General features: G+C 56.9%; 14 protein-coding genes. 10 read left to right on the top strand and 4 right to left on the bottom strand.

All coding sequences use genetic code 11. From position 1 onward, the window contains the following. The first annotated feature begins 70 nt into the window (after positions 1-70). The 3 genes from GFB49_RS06665 to GFB49_RS06655 all read left to right on the top strand — a co-directional run bounded on the left by GFB49_RS06665 (position 71) and on the right by GFB49_RS06655 (position 4,920). Complete coding sequence (locus GFB49_RS06665) at positions 71-1,252, top strand: aminotransferase class I/II-fold pyridoxal phosphate-dependent enzyme (RefSeq protein ID WP_153215083.1); 1,182 nt, start codon at positions 71-73, stop codon at positions 1,250-1,252. A 119-nt stretch (positions 1,253-1,371) separates the two neighbouring features. After that, positions 1,372-4,287 (top strand): DNA translocase FtsK, encoded by a 2,916-nt coding sequence (locus GFB49_RS06660; protein ID WP_153215082.1) that lies wholly within the window; start codon positions 1,372-1,374, stop codon positions 4,285-4,287. A gap of 45 nt (positions 4,288-4,332) precedes the next feature. Next, positions 4,333-4,920 (top strand): LolA family protein, encoded by a 588-nt coding sequence (locus GFB49_RS06655; RefSeq protein WP_153215081.1) that lies wholly within the window; start codon positions 4,333-4,335, stop codon positions 4,918-4,920. Positions 4,921-4,970: 50 nt separating this feature from the next. Here the strand turns inward: GFB49_RS06655 and GFB49_RS06650 are convergent, their stop codons facing one another. Continuing rightward, positions 4,971-5,558, bottom strand: coding sequence for a transglycosylase SLT domain-containing protein (locus GFB49_RS06650; RefSeq protein ID WP_153215080.1), 588 nt, complete (start codon positions 5,556-5,558; stop codon positions 4,971-4,973). Positions 5,559-5,765: 207 nt separating this feature from the next. Between GFB49_RS06650 and hspQ the strand changes: the two genes are divergently transcribed. Continuing rightward, positions 5,766-6,092, top strand: a complete 327-nt coding sequence (gene hspQ, locus GFB49_RS06645; RefSeq protein WP_153215079.1) for a heat shock protein HspQ — start codon at positions 5,766-5,768, stop codon at positions 6,090-6,092. 70 nt (positions 6,093-6,162) lie between these two features. Here hspQ and GFB49_RS06640 read toward each other — a convergent pair whose 3' ends face one another. The 3 genes from GFB49_RS06640 to GFB49_RS06630 form a co-directional block, all read right to left on the bottom strand. Then, entirely contained in the window at positions 6,163-7,740 is a 1,578-nt protein-coding gene (locus GFB49_RS06640) for a gamma-glutamyltransferase family protein (protein ID WP_153215078.1), read from the bottom strand. A gap of 191 nt (positions 7,741-7,931) precedes the next feature. Continuing rightward, positions 7,932-8,369, bottom strand: a complete 438-nt coding sequence (locus tag GFB49_RS06635) for an ATP-binding protein (RefSeq protein ID WP_153215077.1) — start codon at positions 8,367-8,369, stop codon at positions 7,932-7,934. A 35-nt stretch (positions 8,370-8,404) separates the two neighbouring features. After that, positions 8,405-8,749: an STAS domain-containing protein gene (locus tag GFB49_RS06630; RefSeq protein ID WP_153215076.1), complete on the bottom strand. Its 345-nt coding sequence runs from the start codon at positions 8,747-8,749 to the stop codon at positions 8,405-8,407. A 94-nt stretch (positions 8,750-8,843) separates the two neighbouring features. Between GFB49_RS06630 and GFB49_RS06625 the strand changes: the two genes are divergently transcribed. The 6 genes from GFB49_RS06625 to GFB49_RS06600 all read left to right on the top strand — a co-directional run bounded on the left by GFB49_RS06625 (position 8,844) and on the right by GFB49_RS06600 (position 17,132). Next, the gene (locus GFB49_RS06625; protein ID WP_153215075.1) at positions 8,844-10,016 is read left to right on the top strand and encodes a thiolase family protein; all 1,173 of its coding nucleotides are present in this window, start codon (positions 8,844-8,846) and stop codon (positions 10,014-10,016) included. Between the two features lie 137 nt (positions 10,017-10,153). After that, complete coding sequence (locus tag GFB49_RS06620; RefSeq protein WP_153215074.1) at positions 10,154-10,735, top strand: helix-turn-helix domain-containing protein; 582 nt, start codon at positions 10,154-10,156, stop codon at positions 10,733-10,735. 31 nt (positions 10,736-10,766) lie between these two features. Beyond that, positions 10,767-11,141: a GFA family protein gene (locus GFB49_RS06615; RefSeq protein ID WP_153215073.1), complete on the top strand. Its 375-nt coding sequence runs from the start codon at positions 10,767-10,769 to the stop codon at positions 11,139-11,141. A 24-nt stretch (positions 11,142-11,165) separates the two neighbouring features. Beyond that, the gene (locus GFB49_RS06610; RefSeq protein WP_153215072.1) at positions 11,166-13,616 is read left to right on the top strand and encodes a GcvT family protein; all 2,451 of its coding nucleotides are present in this window, start codon (positions 11,166-11,168) and stop codon (positions 13,614-13,616) included. 19 nt (positions 13,617-13,635) lie between these two features. Next, positions 13,636-14,598 carry a GlxA family transcriptional regulator gene (locus GFB49_RS06605; protein WP_153215071.1) on the top strand — a complete coding sequence of 321 codons (963 nt, stop codon included), beginning with the start codon at positions 13,636-13,638 and terminating at the stop codon, positions 14,596-14,598. Positions 14,599-14,678: 80 nt separating this feature from the next. Further along, complete coding sequence (locus tag GFB49_RS06600; RefSeq protein WP_153215070.1) at positions 14,679-17,132, top strand: GcvT family protein; 2,454 nt, start codon at positions 14,679-14,681, stop codon at positions 17,130-17,132. Positions 17,133-17,213 lie beyond the last annotated feature (81 nt).

Genomic DNA, 17,213 nt, shown 5'->3' with positions numbered 1-17,213 from the left:
TTTTTTGGTCTCGCCTCTGTAACCTAGACGTGAACGGGGCGAGATGATCCCGGACCTGAGGCCTTTAGAAATGATTAATCCAGAGCGGTTTTCCAACCTGCCGACCTATGCGTTTCCGCGTTTGCGGGAGCTTTTGGACCACCACGCGCCCGGCGGTGATGTGGTGCATATGACCATTGGCGCGCCCAAGCATGACTTTCCTGCCTGGGTGACGGATGTCATTGTGGAAAACGCCGCTGGATTTCAGGGCTATCCACCCAACGAAGGCTCTGACGCGCTGCGTGGTGCAATCAGCGACTGGATCAAGCGCCGCTATGGTGTTGCGGCGGATCCCAGCACCCAAGTTATGGCGCTGAATGGCACCCGCGAAGGTCTATATAACGCGACGATGGCCTTGTGCCCCGAACAGAAAAATGGCGAGCGGCCGGTTGTTCTGATCCCGAACCCGTTTTACCAGGTCTATATGGTGGCTACGATTGCCATCGGGGCTGAGCCGGTGTTTGTGCCCGCCACCAAGGAAACTGGCCATCTGCCGGATTACGCAAGCCTGCCGCCCGAGATCCTGAACCGCACCGTTGCGGCATATATCTGTTCCCCGGCCAATCCGCAGGGGGCTGTGGCGGACGAAGAATATTGGAAACAGCTCTTTGCCCTGGCTGAGAAGTATGATTTCCGCGTCTTTGCCGATGAATGTTATTCGGAAATCTACCGCGACACCGCCCCTGTGGGCGGGCTGACAGTGGCCGAAGCGGCAGGTGTTGATCCAGAGCGTGTGACCTTGTTCAACTCGCTGTCTAAACGGTCGAACCTAGCGGGGCTACGGTCTGGTTTTATTGCGGGTGGCCCGGATACGATCAATCGTGTGAAAAAACTGCGCTCTTATGCTGGTGCGCCGCTGCCCGAGCCATTGCAGGCTGCAGCCGCACGGGTCTGGGCGGATGAGGCGCATGTGGTCGAGAACCGCGGGCTCTATCAGGAAAAGTACAAAATCGCTGATGAGGTTCTGTCTGGTGTCGACGGTTATGCCGCGCCCGAGGCGGGCTTTTTCCTGTGGCTGCCGGTGGCAGATGGTGAAGCGGCGTCGCTGAAACTGTGGCAAGAGACGGGGATCCGGGTCATGCCCGGCGCGTATTTTGCCCAAGGTGAAAAAGGCCAGAACCCTGGCGAGAAATACATCCGCGTGGCGTTGGTTGCGCCCGCTGAAGAGACAAAACAAGCGCTGAAGAGACTGCGCGACTGTCTCTATACATAAGACAACACGCCCCGTTCGCCACACAGGCAAAAAAGACGGGCGGGGCGCTGATAAAAATAACAAGGTTCGAAAAACCTGCGATACAGCAGGAGAACCAGAGATGAGGAGCCGAGGTAGGCATGGCATTTCAAACGAGAAGCCGGGACCCGCTGTTGGACAGTGATATGCAGGCGGCGGTCGAAAAACGGGGCAAAGAGCTGTTTGGCCTGTTGCTGATTGGGCTTGGCCTGTTGGTTGCCGCCATGATCGGCTCTTATACGCCGGATGATCCGAATTGGTATGTGTCAACCGATGCACCGGCCCGCAATTGGCTGGGCAGTTTTGGCGCGTCTATTGCGCATATCCTGTATCTGGGTCTGGGGTTTGGCACCTGGGCGATTGCAGCAACGCCGCTGGTCTGGGGCGTGCGTTTTGTGATGCACCGGGGCGAAGAGCGCGCAATCCCGTGGATGCTGATCTCGTTGCTGTTGCCGATTGTGCTGGCGATCTACGCGTCAACCCTACCGCCGGGGCCGGTTTGGAGTCAGAACCACGACAGCGGTCTGGGGGGGCTTCTGGGTGACTTCTTCCTGGCGATGCTGCTGTTGCTGTTGCCGATTGCACCCATGATCGGTGTGAAACTTCTGTCGCTTGGCCTTGCTGTTTTTCTGGTTGTTCTGGCAGCGTTCACAATGGGGTTCACACGACATGAAATCAGTCGCCTGGGCCGTTTTCTGGTCATTGGCGTCATCATGACCTATGGCGCGGTTGCCACGCTTTTGGGCCGTGGTGCAAGCTCAAGCGTGCAGGCCGCTATGGCCTATAACACCCGCCGCAAAGAGCAGAAAGCCAGCCGGGATGCGGATGTTTACGCCGCCGAAATGGCCGCAGCCGAGGCGGTGGTAGATGACGAACCCTATGTGGATGATGATTGGGACGAAGTGGAAGAGCCTCCGGCCAAGGGCGGTCTGTTCTCGCGGGTTCCCAGCTTGATCCGCAGATCAGAGCCGCCGATGGACATGCCCGAACCGGAATTGGTGGAGCATGAGACGGATGTCGAAGTGGATGATATGCCGGGCCACGAACGGATTTCGGCCAAGATTGCCAAGGCGGTACAGATCCGACGGGCTGCAAATGTTAAACCTGAGGATGACCCCAACCTGCCTTTGACCAAAGGCCGCGGCCGCCGCCCTGAACCTTTGATCTTTAGCCCGCAAGGCGGGGCAGAGACGCGGATTGAGCCGCCGCTCACCGGGGCAGAGCTTGAGCCAGACACACCGCCGATGCCCCCCGCGCCTGAGGATTTCGCAGAACCTTTGGCCATGGATGACGTGCCTTATGAGCCTTTCAGCGCGTCGCCAGAGCCAGAGATCGAAGAAATTCCGGCACCCCGACAAACCGCCGAGATTGTGGAACTGCCCCGCGCCGAGCCCGCGCGCAAAGTTGTGGTGGAAAAACCCATCACCAAACTGCCCGAACGCTCGACCCGCGCCAAAGCTGAAGCCGAACCGCGCTTGGCCTTTGACGAGGCAGGCAATGACTTTGAACTGCCACCGCTGAACCTTTTGACCAATCCGACCAGCATTGAACGCCATGTTCTGAGCGACGAGGCGTTGGAAGAAAATGCGCGCATGCTGGAATCGGTGTTGGACGATTATGGCGTCAAGGGCGAGATCGTCTCGGTCCGTCCGGGGCCTGTGGTAACGATGTATGAGCTGGAACCTGCGCCGGGGCTTAAGGCAAGCCGGGTGATTGGTCTGGCCGATGACATCGCACGCTCGATGTCGGCGTTGTCAGCGCGTGTGTCAACGGTGCCGGGACGTTCGGTTATTGGGATCGAACTGCCGAATGAAAACCGCGAGATGGTAAGCTTCCGGGAAATCCTGTCCAGCCGGGATTACGGGGACGGAAATCACGCGCTACCCTTGGCCTTGGGCAAGGATATCGGTGGTGGCGCAGTTGTCGCCAACCTTGCGAAAATGCCCCACCTGCTGATTGCGGGGACCACCGGTTCTGGTAAGTCGGTGGCGATCAACACAATGATCCTGTCGCTCTTGTACAAGCTGACACCGGATGAGTGCCGCCTGATCATGATCGACCCCAAGATGCTGGAACTCAGCGTCTATGACGGTATTCCGCATCTGCTCAGCCCCGTTGTGACCGATCCGAAAAAAGCGGTTGTTGCCCTGAAATGGGTCGTCGGTGAGATGGAAGACCGCTATCGCAAGATGTCCAAAATGGGTGTGCGCAATATTGCGGGCTTTAACGGCCGTGTCGAAGACGCATTGTCCAAAGGTGAGATGTTCAGCCGCACCGTGCAAACCGGTTTTGACGATGACACCGGTGAGCCGGTGTTTGAAACCGAAGAGTTCGAGCCCAAGAAGCTGCCTTACATCGTGGTGATCGTCGATGAGATGGCGGACCTGATGATGGTGGCGGGCAAGGAAATCGAAGCCTGCATTCAGCGTCTGGCCCAGATGGCACGGGCCTCGGGCATCCACTTGGTGATGGCGACACAGCGCCCGTCGGTTGATGTGATTACCGGCACGATCAAGGCGAACTTCCCCACCCGGATTTCCTTCCAGGTGACCTCCAAAGTCGACAGCCGCACCATTCTGGGTGAAATGGGCGCCGAACAGCTCTTGGGCATGGGCGATATGCTTTATATGGCGGGTGGTTCGAAAATCATCCGTTGCCACGGTCCGTTTGTATCGGATGAGGAAGTTGAAGAGGTTGTGAACCACCTCAAACAATTCGGCCCGCCGGATTATGTGGGCGGTGTTGTCGAAGGTCCTGACGACGAAAAAGCGGACAATATTGACGCGGTTCTGGGTCTGAATACCGGTGGCAACACTGGGGGTGAAGACGCGCTTTATGATCAGGCGGTGGCCATTGTGATCAAAGATCGCAAATGCTCGACCTCATACATCCAGCGGAAACTGGCGATTGGCTACAACAAAGCCGCGCGCCTGGTGGAGCAGATGGAAGAGAACGGATTGGTGACGCCTGCAAATCACGTGGGCAAACGAGACATTCTGGTGCCTGAGCAGGAATAAGCCGATCCCCTTTGAATTCCAGCGCTAAGGCTTATCTTTATGGCTATGAAACAGTTTGCATATGCACTTCTTTTTGCGGCCTGCGCCCCGGCAGCCTGGGCAGCAGACAAGCTGAGCCTGAATGAGATTTCAGGTTACCTCAATGATTTGAAAACGGCTGAGGCCGATTTCACCCAGGTGAACGACGATGGCAGCCTGTCCACGGGCAAGCTGTATCTGCACCGTCCAGGCCGGATGCGGTTTGAATACGACGGCCCCGGTGCGGGTGTCGTGGTGGCCGGCGCTGGCGCTGTGATGATCCAGGACAAGAAATCCAATCAGCCCCCCGAAACCTATCCGCTGCGCCGCACGCCTTTGTCGGTCATTCTGGCCCGCAATGTGGACCTGAGCCGCGCCAATATGGTGGTGCGCCACAGTTTTGACGGCACAGCAACCATTGTCCGGGCCCAAGATCCCGAACATCCGGAATACGGCAGTATCGATATGATGTTCACCGGAGAGCCGGTTCAGCTGCGCAAATGGGTGGTCAACGATGATGCCGGTGGCCAGACCACGGTGATCCTCGGCGCGCTGGAAACTGGGGTCAAACTCAGCTCAAAGCTCTTTAGAATTGAACGGGACAACGACAATTAACCCCTGAGCCAAGGAAGAAAAAACCCGCCGGTCTGGCGGGTTTTTCGGTTTTATCGAAAGCGGCGGCAGGTGGCCAATTGGGCTTGGTAATCCTGCGCGCGGGCATCGACCCTGTTGGCGACCCGCAACAGCCAGGTCTTGCTGCGGTAGGACCCGCGGGCATAGCCGCTGTGACCCTCGTGATAAGCAAGATACTGGTTACGCGTATCCCACAAAGAGACGCCGTTCTTCTTTTGGGTCTGATTCATGTACCAGCCCATGAAATCGGTCGCATCGCGAATCCGGTCGCGCCGGGCGAATCTGCGCCCCGTGGCGTCGCGATAGTCGTCCCAGGTGCCATCCAAAGCTTGACTATAACCATAAGCGCTGGACTGCCGACCAGCCGGAATCACCCCCAGAATGAACTGATGCGGGGTGCGGGCCTTGGCACGGAATCGACTCTCCTGGTGAATCGTTGCCATCTGGACGTGTACGGGCACGCCCCATTTGCGTTCTGTGGCTTTAAACGCTTTCAAATACTCTGGTTTCTGCGAAACGATGCTGCATGCGTTGTCCAAATTTCGCGGTGGCGTGTTTCCGCCGCCGCCGCACGCCGACACCAACAGCACCAAAACCATGGCGCATATCAATCTGCTCATCTGCCTGCCTATTGTTGTTTGGTCCATATTTTACAGGATCTGCAGGCAATAGAAACACCTTTCCAACCGGGTCGCGGCGCTGTGAGGTGGCCTGAAAACTGTACTGTGTTGCAGCCATTCACAGACTGTTTCCCAGAATCATTGTGGCAAAAGTTGGACAAAAACTTAATTTTTAAGTTAGAACGGGTGCGCAATAGGCAGAGAATAATGTTGAGTACACACGCAAAATACAGTCTGGGACAGATCGTCCGACACCGCAAACACCCGTTCAGAGGTGTGGTGTTTGACGTGGACCCTGAGTTTTCAAACACCGAAGAATGGTATCAAGCGATTCCCGAGGGCAGCCGCCCATCCAAAGAACAGCCATTCTACCATTTGTTGGCGGAAAACGACCAAAGCTTCTATGTCGCTTATGTTTCGGAGCAAAATCTAATTGCCGATTATTCTGGTGAGCCGGTGGAACATCCGGATGTGCCTGACATGTTTGGCAACTTTGATGGCGCGGCTTATGCATTGCATTATCAGATGAACTAAGCCCCTTTGGGGAACATATAGGCAATCACAATCGGGGCGCAGCGCGCCCCTTTTTATTGCTTCAGCTCTCTTAGTATCCCAAGGCACAGCCATCTTTGCGCGGATCACTTGCCCCTTCCAAAACACCGGTGTCGTGCAGGCGAATGGCTTGCCCGCCGCCCAACGGCGTGTCGGGGATCTCCACCTTATGACCAAGATCTGTCAGTTGTTGTATAACAGCAGTGACATAGCCGCGCTCAACCTTCAAAACGCCCTTGTCGGCAAAGGCGCGAGGGGCATCCAATGCGGCCTGAGGATCCAGGTCAAAGTCGTAAAGATTCGAGACCAGTCGCGCGTGGCCCGTGGGCTGATACGCCCCGCCCATCACGCCAAACGGCATAATGACTTGCCCGTTTTTGCGCAGCATTCCTGGAATGATCGTGTGCATGGGGCGTTTGTTTGGTGCCATCTCATTGGGATGGCCCGCTTGCAACGAAAAACCGGCTCCGCGGTTTTGCAGCAGAATGCCAAATTTCTCGGACGCAATCCCGGATCCAAACCCGTGGAAAATCGAATAGATCAGGGAGACGACCATGCGATCTTTGTCAACCACGGTGATGTAAACGGTATCTTTATGCACTGCCTCACTGGCTGTGGCAGGTAAAGGGATTGTGGATTTCGGATCGATCAACGCTGCCAGTTTTGCAGCAGTTTCCAGGGCCAGCATATGGTCCAGACGGCTGGTATGATCCGGGTCGGCAATAAAACGGTCTCGCGCGTCATAGGCCAGTTTGCTGGCTTCGGCTTCGATATGCACTCGCTCTGCACCCCAGGGGTCCATGGCGGCGATGTCAAAATGTTTGAGGATGTTGAGCAGCAGAATCGCCGTTGCACCCTGACCATTTGGCGGATGCTCCACCAGATCGACCCCTTGGTAGGCGCCAGATACGGGAATTGTCGCTTCCGCGGCCACTTTGGCAAAGTCATCCATCGTGTGGACACCGCCTCGGTCGGACAATGCTTGGATCATATCTTCCGCGATTTCACCGTCATAAAACGCCTGACGCCCGTCACGTGCAATGCGTCGCAAAACCTCGGCCTGACCCGGCGCGCGGAAGATGTCTCCAACCTTTGGGACAGCGCCTTGCAGCAGGTAGTGACGCCGCGCCGCGCCCTGAAGGGCATCGGCGTCCTTTGCCCAATCAAAGGCGACGCGGGGGGCAACGGGAACACCTGCCTCGGCATAGTGGATCGCGGGGGCCAGGATAGTGTCCAATCCCAACCGACCTTCGGCGGCGCTCAGATGGCAAAAGGCATCCATTGCACCGGGGAGGGTTACAGCCTCGGGGCCACGCAGCGGCACTTGAGACAGTTCGCGGTCGCGCAGCGACGCAGCAGAGGCCGCAGCGGGCGCACGCCCGGATCCGTTGAGCGCGCGGATCTTCTGTTCGCCGGGACGGGAATAAAGCACAAAGCAATCGCCGCCGATCCCCGTCATCTGTGGCTCACAAATGCCAAGCAGTACAGCCCCGGCAATGGCTGCATCCATGGCATTCCCGCCTTGTTTCAAAATGTCGATTGCAGATTGGGCCGCCAATGGGTGAGATGTGGCGCACATGCCGTTTTCCGCCCAAACTGCGGATCGGCCCGGCAGGTGTAAATCGCGCATTATCCCTCTCCTCGTTGAGGTTCAAAACCTGGGCTCAGCGTGGATTTCGAGGATTGGATATGCAAGTTGTTTTGCGCTCTGAAACGGTCACGTATCTGTAGGTGTGACTGTACGACCCGCAGGCGTCGTGGCGGATTTATTGTGGTTCGGCACCCGGTATTTGGAAAAGGCTGTGGGTTTGGCGTTTTAAACTATGCGGGGCGGACCTGAATCTCGAAACTCAGCAATAGGTTATTCTGCCCGTCGCTCCGTTCGTATTTGATGTCGCTGGTCAACTCGCGAATAAGGAACCAGCCGAATCCCCCTTCGGGCAGTTCCTCGGTCGGACCATCCAAAGCCTGGGCTCTCCCGGCGGGAAGTTGACCTTTTGGCAGCGGCGCACCTGCGTCTCGAATATAGATGGAAAGCTTTTCATCTTCGAGCTGGCACCTGATATTCACATCACCCGGTGTGTTGTCCGCATAGGCATGTTCAACCACGTTGTTAACAGCTTCTGCCAGCGCGATCTGCACTTCGCCGATGCGCGCTTCGGGAAGTCCACAATCACGCAACTGGTCAACCACTGAACTGATCCCTGTCCGGGCCTCCAACTCGGTGGCCGTAAAGGAGAAGGCAAAAGTTTCTTCCATTGATTGTACTCTTTGAGACAAAACTAAATGCCGGTTCAGGTGTTGGCAGTCATGCCACCCGTTGCTTCATCAAGCGTGGGATACAGGCTAAACACAGTGTCCATACGGGTCAGGCGGAAAACTTTGTCGACCACAGGTGTCAAACCCGCCAGGTCAAGCTTGCGGCCGCCGCCCAGTTGTTTCATCGCAGCGACGATGGCGCCCAAACCGCTGGAGTCGATAAATTTGACTTCAGACAGGTCAAGGATCACACGCTCAGGTCCATTGTCCGTCTGGCTGCGCATGTCCTCTTTAAATTGGATTGCCATTGCTGCATCAATACGCTCAGCGTTGACAGTTACCACCTGGGCGCCGTCAATCATTGTGCTGGTGAGTGTCATTGTGTTCCCCGGGTAAGTGTAGTTTCCGCAGTGTAACCTATCCGACATTTCTTTCTATCGGGTAAGAGTTTCACCTAAAATTGGAGGAGATTGAATGGAAAATGTAGTTATTGCAGGTGCAAGTCGCACCCCAATGGGCGGGTTTCAGGGCATGTTTTCAGATGTTTCTGCTCCCGATCTTGGTGGCGCAGCGATTACCGCTGCTTTGTACAATGCTAAAGCGACAAGTGTTGACGAAGTTTTGATGGGCTGCGTTTTATCTGCAGGTTTAGGGCAGGCGCCTGCGCGGCAGGCTGCGTTTCAAGGCGGGTTGGGAGAGGAGGTCCCAGCCACAACGCTGAACAAAATGTGTGGTTCGGGTATGAAGGCCACGATGATGGCCTGTGACCAGATCGCGTTGGGGCACACTGCAACCATTTTGGCCGGTGGTATGGAAAGCATGACAAACGCGCCTTATCTTTTGCCCAATATGCGGGGTGGTGCGCGCATTGGCCATGGGCAGACCCAGGACCACATGTTCCTGGATGGACTGGAAGATGCCTATGACAAGGGTAAGCTCATGGGCCATTTTGCCGAGGATTGCGCTGAAAAATATCAGTTTACCCGCGAAGCGCAGGACGAATATGCGCTGCAATCGCTGTCCAATGCCTTGCGCGCCCAAGAAGACGGCGCGTTTGACAGTGAGATCACATCCGTCACCGTCGCGTCCCGCAAGGGCGAAACCGTCTTTGAAACCGATGAACAACCGCAAAGCGCCCGGCCTGAAAAGATTCCAACACTGCGCCCGGCCTTTCGCAAGGATGGGACAGTGACGGCGGCAAATGCATCGTCCATCTCGGATGGGGCAGCGGCTTTGGTTTTGGCCTCCGAATCAGCGGCTGCGGCGCAGGGACTGAACGTGCGGGCGCGCATTGTCGGCCATGCAAGCCACGCCCATGCGCCGGGTTGGTTCACAACCGCGCCGGTTCCCGCCGCACAAAAGCTGATGGAACGCATTGGTTGGACGAAAGAGGACGTGGATCTGTGGGAGGTAAATGAGGCCTTTGCAGTGGTGCCTATGGCGTTCATGCATGAAATGGGCATCCCGCGTGATCGTGTAAATGTGAACGGTGGCGCTTGTGCGTTGGGGCATCCCATTGGCGCTTCGGGCACGCGGATCATCGTCACGCTGCTGAATGCGCTGGAAAAACGCGGTCTGAAACGGGGAATCGCTGCTATTTGCATTGGTGGTGGTGAAGGCACGGCCATTGCGATTGAACGTGTCTGACGTCCTATAGGTGCTGAAAAGTTGTGCATTTTGGGCGCGTTCTAAAGGAGCGCGCCCTTTTCTTTAATCTGGCACGTGAAAAAATCCTTGAAAATTTCACGACTCTCAGGCTCTGTGAAAAAAGAGAGAAAAATTTCATGGGAAGTCCAGTGAACGATTTAACCCCCACCAGCGAGACTTTGGGTGCCGACCTTCGGGCGTTGCGCAAAGCGCGTGGTTTGACACTCACCGATTTGGCCGAAGCGCTGGGCCGTTCGGTGGGCTGGCTCAGCCAGGTGGAGCGGGACAAATCAGAGCCCAGCATTTCGGATCTACGCCAGATCGCAAAGTGCCTGAACGTTCCTGTGTCGATGTTGTTTGCCCATTCCGCGGCCCCATCCCATGAACAGGGGTTCATCGTACGCGCCGAGGCGCGGCGGCCTATGGGGTCCGGAGAGGAAGGGCTTGTCGAAGAGCTGCTGTCGCCAGATCTGACCGATGATTTTGAAATGGTGCATTCCACCTTTGCCCCCCGGTCCCGCATGCAGATCCCAGCCAAACGCCCAACACAAGAGGTGGGCTATATGATTTCCGGGCGTTTGAAACTGCGCATTGGCGCGCAGGAATTCGATGTCGGCCCGGGCGACAGTTTTCGCATTCGCCACGATACCTATCAATGGGAGAACCCTTATGAAGAACCAGCGGTTGCCATTTGGGTAATCGCGCCCCCAGTCTACTGATGCGCCAAGCAACTAAGAAACGAGGACGAAGATGATCACCGGCAGCTGCCTTTGTGGCCAGGTCACTTATGAAACCGAAGCCTCCCCCACCTCTGCCAGCATGTGCCATTGCGCGCAATGCAGCAAACAATCCGGGGGCGTCTGGGCATCAGCCCAGGTGCATGAAGATGCGTTGACAATCAACGGTACGGTGACGTGGTTTCAGGCCTCAGTACACGCAAAACGCGGTTTTTGCCCGATCTGCGGTTCGTTTCTGTTTTGGCACGGCGCAGGCGAGGATCAGATCAGCTTTTCGCTGGGCTCGGTGACCAAACCCACCGGCCTCCAGCTCGAGAAGCACATCTTTGTCAACGAAAAGAGCGACTACTACGAAATCGCCGACGGATTACCGCAACACCCTAAATAACCAAAACCCTCAAGGGATCTGAACATGTCTAGTTTTCCAACAACCGCCCGGGTTGTCATCATCGGCGGCGGCGCAATCGGTGTGTCCACACTTTTCCACCTGGCCAAGGCGGGCTGGAGCGACTGTGTGCTTCTTGAAAAGAACGAGCTGACGGCAGGATCGACCTGGCACGCGGCGGGCAACTGTCCGAACTTCTCGGCGTCCTGGGCGGTGATGAACATGCAGCGCTACTCGCTGGAAATGTACCGTACCCTGGCCGAAGATGTTGATTACCCCATCAATTATCACGTGACCGGTGCGCTGCGTCTGGGTCACACCAAAGAGCGGACCAAAGAATTTGAACGCGTGGCATCCATGGCGCGTTACCAGGGTCTGCAAATGGACATGTTGGAGCCTGAAGCGGCCAAGCAGTATTATCCATTCCTGGAAACCCATGATCTCGACTCGGTTCTGTGGGATCCGCTCGATGGGGATATCGACCCCTCTCAGCTGACACAGGCGATGGCCAAAGGCGCACGTGATCTCGGCGCTAACATCCAGCGTTTCTGCCCCGCCACCGGCGTGACCCAAAAAGAAGACAACACTTGGATCGTGCACACCGACAAAGGTGACATCCACGCCGAATATGTTGTGAACTGCGGTGGTTATTATGCCGCCCGCATTGGTGAGTGGTTCAAGCCCTATGGCGGTCGTGACGTGCCCATGGTTGTCATGTCGCACCAGTATTTCCTGACCGAGCGCATCGAAGATGTTGCGAAATTCTCCGAAGCCAACGATGGCAAGCACCTGCCGATGGTGCGCGACGTGGACAGCTCATACTATTTGCGTCAGGACACTCACGGCCTGAACCTCGGCCCCTATGAGCGCAATTGTAAAGCGCATTGGGTCACCGAAGACGATCCGATGCCTGATGACTTCTCGTTCCAGCTGTACCCCGACGATCTGGACCGCCTGGAATGGTACATCGAAGACGCAATGGCGCGGGTTCCGCAGCTGGGCACCGCTGGTGTTGGCCGCAACATCAACGGCCCGATCCCCTATGCGCCGGATGGTCTGCCGCTGATGGGCCCAATGCCGGGTGTGAAAAATGCCTTTGAAGCGCACAGCTTTACCTTTGGTATCGTGCAGGCCGGCGGTGCCGGTAAATGTATGGCTGAATGGATCATCGACGGCGAAACCGAGTGGGATATGTGGGCCGTGGACAGCCGCCGCTATACCGACCACGCGGACTTTGACTTCTGTCACGCTAAGGCGCTGGAGACCTATGGCCACGAATATGCCATGCACTTCCCGCACCATCAGTGGCCCGCAGGCCGGAACAAGAAACTGTCGCCCAACCACGAGCGTATGATTGCAGATGGCGCACAAATGGGTGCTTTCAACGGTTGGGAGCGTGCGTGCTGGTTTGCCGCCGAAGGCGAAGACACCTCGGAAGAGGGCACCGAAACATGGGCGCGCGAAGGCTCTTGGACGGCCGCTGTGAAGCGTGAAGTCGAAGCGGTGCGCGACGGCGTTGGTGTCATCGACATGTGTGGTTTCTCGCGCTTCACCCTTCGCGGTGAAGGGGCTGCGGAATGGCTGCGCACACAAGTTGCCGGCGCCCTGCCAAAAGTTGGCCGCATGAACCTGGTCTACTTTACCGACAGCCGCGGTCGTGTCGTAACCGAGATGTCCTGTATCCGTCACGGTGACGACGACTTTACCCTGATGACAGCGGCTGTGGCCCAATGGCACGATTATGAACTGCTGTGGCGCAACCTGCCTGCAGGTCTGGAACTGACCGATGTGTCCAAAGACTTCACCACCTTGCTGGTGACCGGTCCAAAGTCACGTGAGCTGTTCGCTGGCATCTCGGATGCGGATCTGTCGGCCGGCTGGTTGTCGCTGCAAAACGCAACGGTTGCGGGTCAGCCTGCGCTGATGGCACGTGTGTCGTTTGTGGGCGAGCTGGGCTGGGAAGTTCATGTGCCAACGGAAAACGTGGCTGCGGTTTACACGGCCATCCGCGACGCAGGTGCAGCCCCATTTGGCATGTACGCGCTAGACTCCATGCGGATCGAGAAAGGCTACCGCACGTGGAAAGGCGACCTGTCAACCGATTACACCATGTTCGAAGCGGGTCTGGGCCGGTTTGTGCGCCTGAACAAGGAACAGGACTTCCCGGGTAAGGCCGCCCTGGCCGCCGAATCCGACGCGGGCAGCAAGAAAGCTTTTGTCACCCTGATCGTCGACGCACCCACTTCGGATGCGCCCTATATGTCGACCATCACCAAGGATGGCGAAGTTGTTGGTGAAACCACGTCGGGCAACTATGGCTATCGGGTAAACGCGTCGATCGCGCTGGGTGTTGTGCGTCCTGAGTTGGCCGTTCCCGGCACCGAGCTGGAAATCAACATCTTCGGTGAGATCTGCAAAGCCGTGGTGCAAGAAGACGCGCCACTGTGGGATCCGGAAAACGAGCGCTTGCGCGCATAAACCAAACGGGAGCTCGGACATGAAGCTTATGAATGCACAACAAAGCTGGCATTTTGACATTATCCTATGTGACGGATTTGTCCTGTCCGAGCTCTCAGCCATTACAGATACGCTGAGGATCTGTAATCGAACCCTGGCGCATGAGGCCTTTACTTGGTCTTTCCTATCGGTCGGAGGTGGGCTGCGGCGCAACCCCTGCGATGTGATGGTCGAGACGGAAGAGGTGCCAGAACGTCCTACGGCGCAGTTCCTCTTTGTGTTGGGGAATTCCGATCCAGACGCGCCGGACTTGTCGCTGCGTCGGGTGCTCAGCCGGTATTTCTATGCCGGGACGAAAACTTATCTGCTGGCCGAGGCCGCTGCCCGTTTTATTCAAGAAGAAGACAGCGGAACCTTTACCACCCATTGGGAAAACGCCACGCTGTTACGCGAACGTCACGGCGTGTTTGAAACCCAGAGCCAATTTGCCAGTGACACCGGCCAAGTGGTGACCTGTGCGGGGCTTGAGGCCACGGTCGATGTGGTGTTGGGCCTGATTGGCAGGCTGATCTCAACCGCCGCACAGACAACCGTGGCTAATATCCTTCTGCATGACACGGTGCGTGATCCAGGAACGCTTCAGCCCGTAAACGGCGGCGCAATTGCGCGCACGGGGGATCCGGAATTGGACCACTCGATCCAGATCATGCAGGAAAACATCGAAGAGCCGGTGCCGATTTCCGATCTGGTTGCCCAAATCGGGATCTCACCCCGTTCGCTGGAACGAAAGTTCAAGGCTCGACTTGGTGTTTCGCCCAATCAGTTTTACCGGAAGATCCGCATGCATCGGGCCAATAATCTGTTGTTGAATACCTCGATGTGTGTGCGCGACGTAGGGATGGCCTGCGGATTCCCCAATGGGTTTTCGTCTCTATACAAGGGGTTTTTTGGCGTTACCCCGGCCGCGTTGCGGAAATCTAAACGTATGGCAGCCGCCGAATAACCCCGAATTTTGACGGTTTTGACGCCTTTTGCCTGACGGTTTTCAGGCATTCAAAGAAAAAGACAACTGGAGTTACGGATATGGTGGATCTGCCCCAAAAAGCGCGCGTGGTCATTATTGGCGGCGGAGTAATCGGCTGTTCGGTCGCGTATCATCTGGTCAAGAAGGGCTGGAAAGATGTGGTTCTGTTGGAGCGCAAGCAGCTGACCAGTGGCACCACCTGGCACGCGGCGGGCCTGATTGCGCAGCTGCGCGCCACGGCGAACATGACCAAACTGGCGCGGTACAGCCAGGAGCTTTATGGCGCACTGGAAGAAGAAACCGGCGTTGCGACAGGGTTTAAACGCAACGGTTCCATCACCGTTGCCCTGACCGAAGAACGTCACGAAGAGATCCTGCGTCAGGCCGCCATGGCGCGTGCCTTTGGGGTTGAGGTTGAAGAGATCTCAAACGAGCGGGTGAAAGAGCTTTATCCGCATGTGAACTTGGAGGATGTCAAAGGCGCGGTTTATCTTCCGTTGGACGGGCAGGGGGATCCGGCCAATATCGCGCTGGCTCTGGCCAAAGGCGCACGTCAAGGTGGCGCGCGCATTCAGGAGCGTGTGAAGGTCACCGAGATCGCTAAAACCGGTCGCACTGTAACCGGCGTCGATTGGGTCGCCGATGATGGCTCTGCCTCGGGTCATATCGAATGTGACATGGTGGTGAATTGTGCCGGCATGTGGGGGCACGAGGTTGGCCGGATGGCGGGCGTCAATGTGCCGCTGCATGCCTGTGAGCATTTCTATATCGTGACCGAAAACATCGACGGCCTCAGCCAGTTGCCGGTTCTGCGTGTGCCGGACGAATGCGCCTATTACAAAGAAGACGCAGGCAAGATCCTGTTGGGCGCCTTTGAGCCCAATGCCAAGCCCTGGGCCATGGAAGGTATCCCGGACAGTTTCGAATTCGACCAGCTGCCCGAGGATTTCGATCATTTTGAACCGATCCTGGAACAGGCTGTGAACCGCGTTCCCATGTTGGCCGAAGCCGGCATTCACACCTTCTTCAACGGGCCCGAAAGCTTTACCCCCGATGACGCCTATCACCTGGGTCTTGCGCCCGAGATGGACAATGTCTGGGTCGCGGCTGGCTTCAACTCGATTGGTATTCAATCCGCAGGTGGCGCGGGACAGGCCTTGGCGGAGTGGATGGACACGGGCGAGAAACCCTTTGACCTTGGTGATGTGGACATTTCCCGCATGCAGCCGTTCCAAGGTAACAAACAATACCTGTTTGAACGGTCAAAAGAGACCTTGGGCCTGTTGTATGCCGACCACTTCCCCTATCGGCAAAAGGCCACAGCGCGCGGCGTGCGTCGCTCGCCGTTCCATCATCATCTCAAGGATGCAGGCGCTGTTTTTGGTGAATTGGCGGGTTGGGAACGGGCCAACTGGTTTGCCAACGAAGGGCAAGAGCGGCAGTACCACTACAGCTGGAAGCGTCAGAACTGGTTTGAAAATTCTGCCGCGGAACACCGTGCGATCCGGGAAAACGTCGGCATGTATGACATGTCGTCCTTTGGCAAAATCCGCGTCGAAGGGCCTGATGCCGAGGCGTTTATGAACTACATTGGCGGCGGCGACTACAGCTGCCCGGTGGGCAAGATTGTCTATACTCAGTTCCTGAACACCACCGGCGGGATCGAGGCGGATGTCACCGTCACGCGTCTGTCGGAATGTGCCTATCTAGTGGTGACCCCCGCAGCGACCCGCCTCGCGGACCAAACTTGGATGCGGCGTCATCAGGGCGCATTCAACGTGGTGATCACTGATGTCACCGCTGGGGAAGGCACGCTGGCGATCATGGGCCCCAATGCCCGGAAGCTGTTGCAGGCCGTGAGCCCCAATGACTTCTCGAACGAGGCCAACCCCTTTGGCACCGCACAAGAGATCGAGATCGGCATGGGCCTCGCCCGTGCGCATCGGGTGACTTATGTCGGGGAACTGGGTTGGGAGATCTATATGTCCTCGGATATGGCGGGCCATGTGTTTGAAACCCTGCATGCGGCAGGGCAGGACATGGGGCTGAAGCTTTGTGGTATGCATATGATGGACAGTTGCCGGATCGAGAAGGGCTATCGCCACTTTGGCCATGACATCACTTGCGAAGACCATGTTGTGGATGCCGGTCTTGGGTTTGCGGTGAAAGTCGACAAGGGTTGTGACTTCATCGGTCGGGAGGCTGTTATCAAACGCAAGGAAACAGGACCAGAGGCGCGGTTGCTTCAGTTCAAGCTGACCGAGGCAGAGCCTTTGCTGTTCCACAATGAACCGATTTTGCGGGACGGCAAAACCGTCGGCTACTTGTCCTCTGGTAACTATGGGCACACGCTGGGGGCGGCTGTGGGCCTTGGTTATGTGCCCTGTGCCGGGGAAAAGGCGACGGATGTTCTGGCCTCAACCTATGAGATCGACATCTGTGGTACGCGGGTGCGCGCCGAAGCTTCGTTGAAACCGATGTATGACCCGAAATCCGAACGGGTAAAGGTCTGACCCCAAGGGCGCGCATCACAGCCATCAATTAGTTTTCGTGATGCGCGCCCTCACAAACGGTGAATTTGCACCGTCTCGCTT

Origin of the sequence: Tritonibacter litoralis (assembly GCF_009496005.1) — a bacterium.
GTDB classification, from domain to species: Bacteria; Pseudomonadota; Alphaproteobacteria; order Rhodobacterales; family Rhodobacteraceae; genus Epibacterium; species Epibacterium litoralis.
The sequence above is the reverse complement of the archived record's forward strand: the minus strand, read 5'-3'. Positions and strand labels throughout refer to the sequence as shown.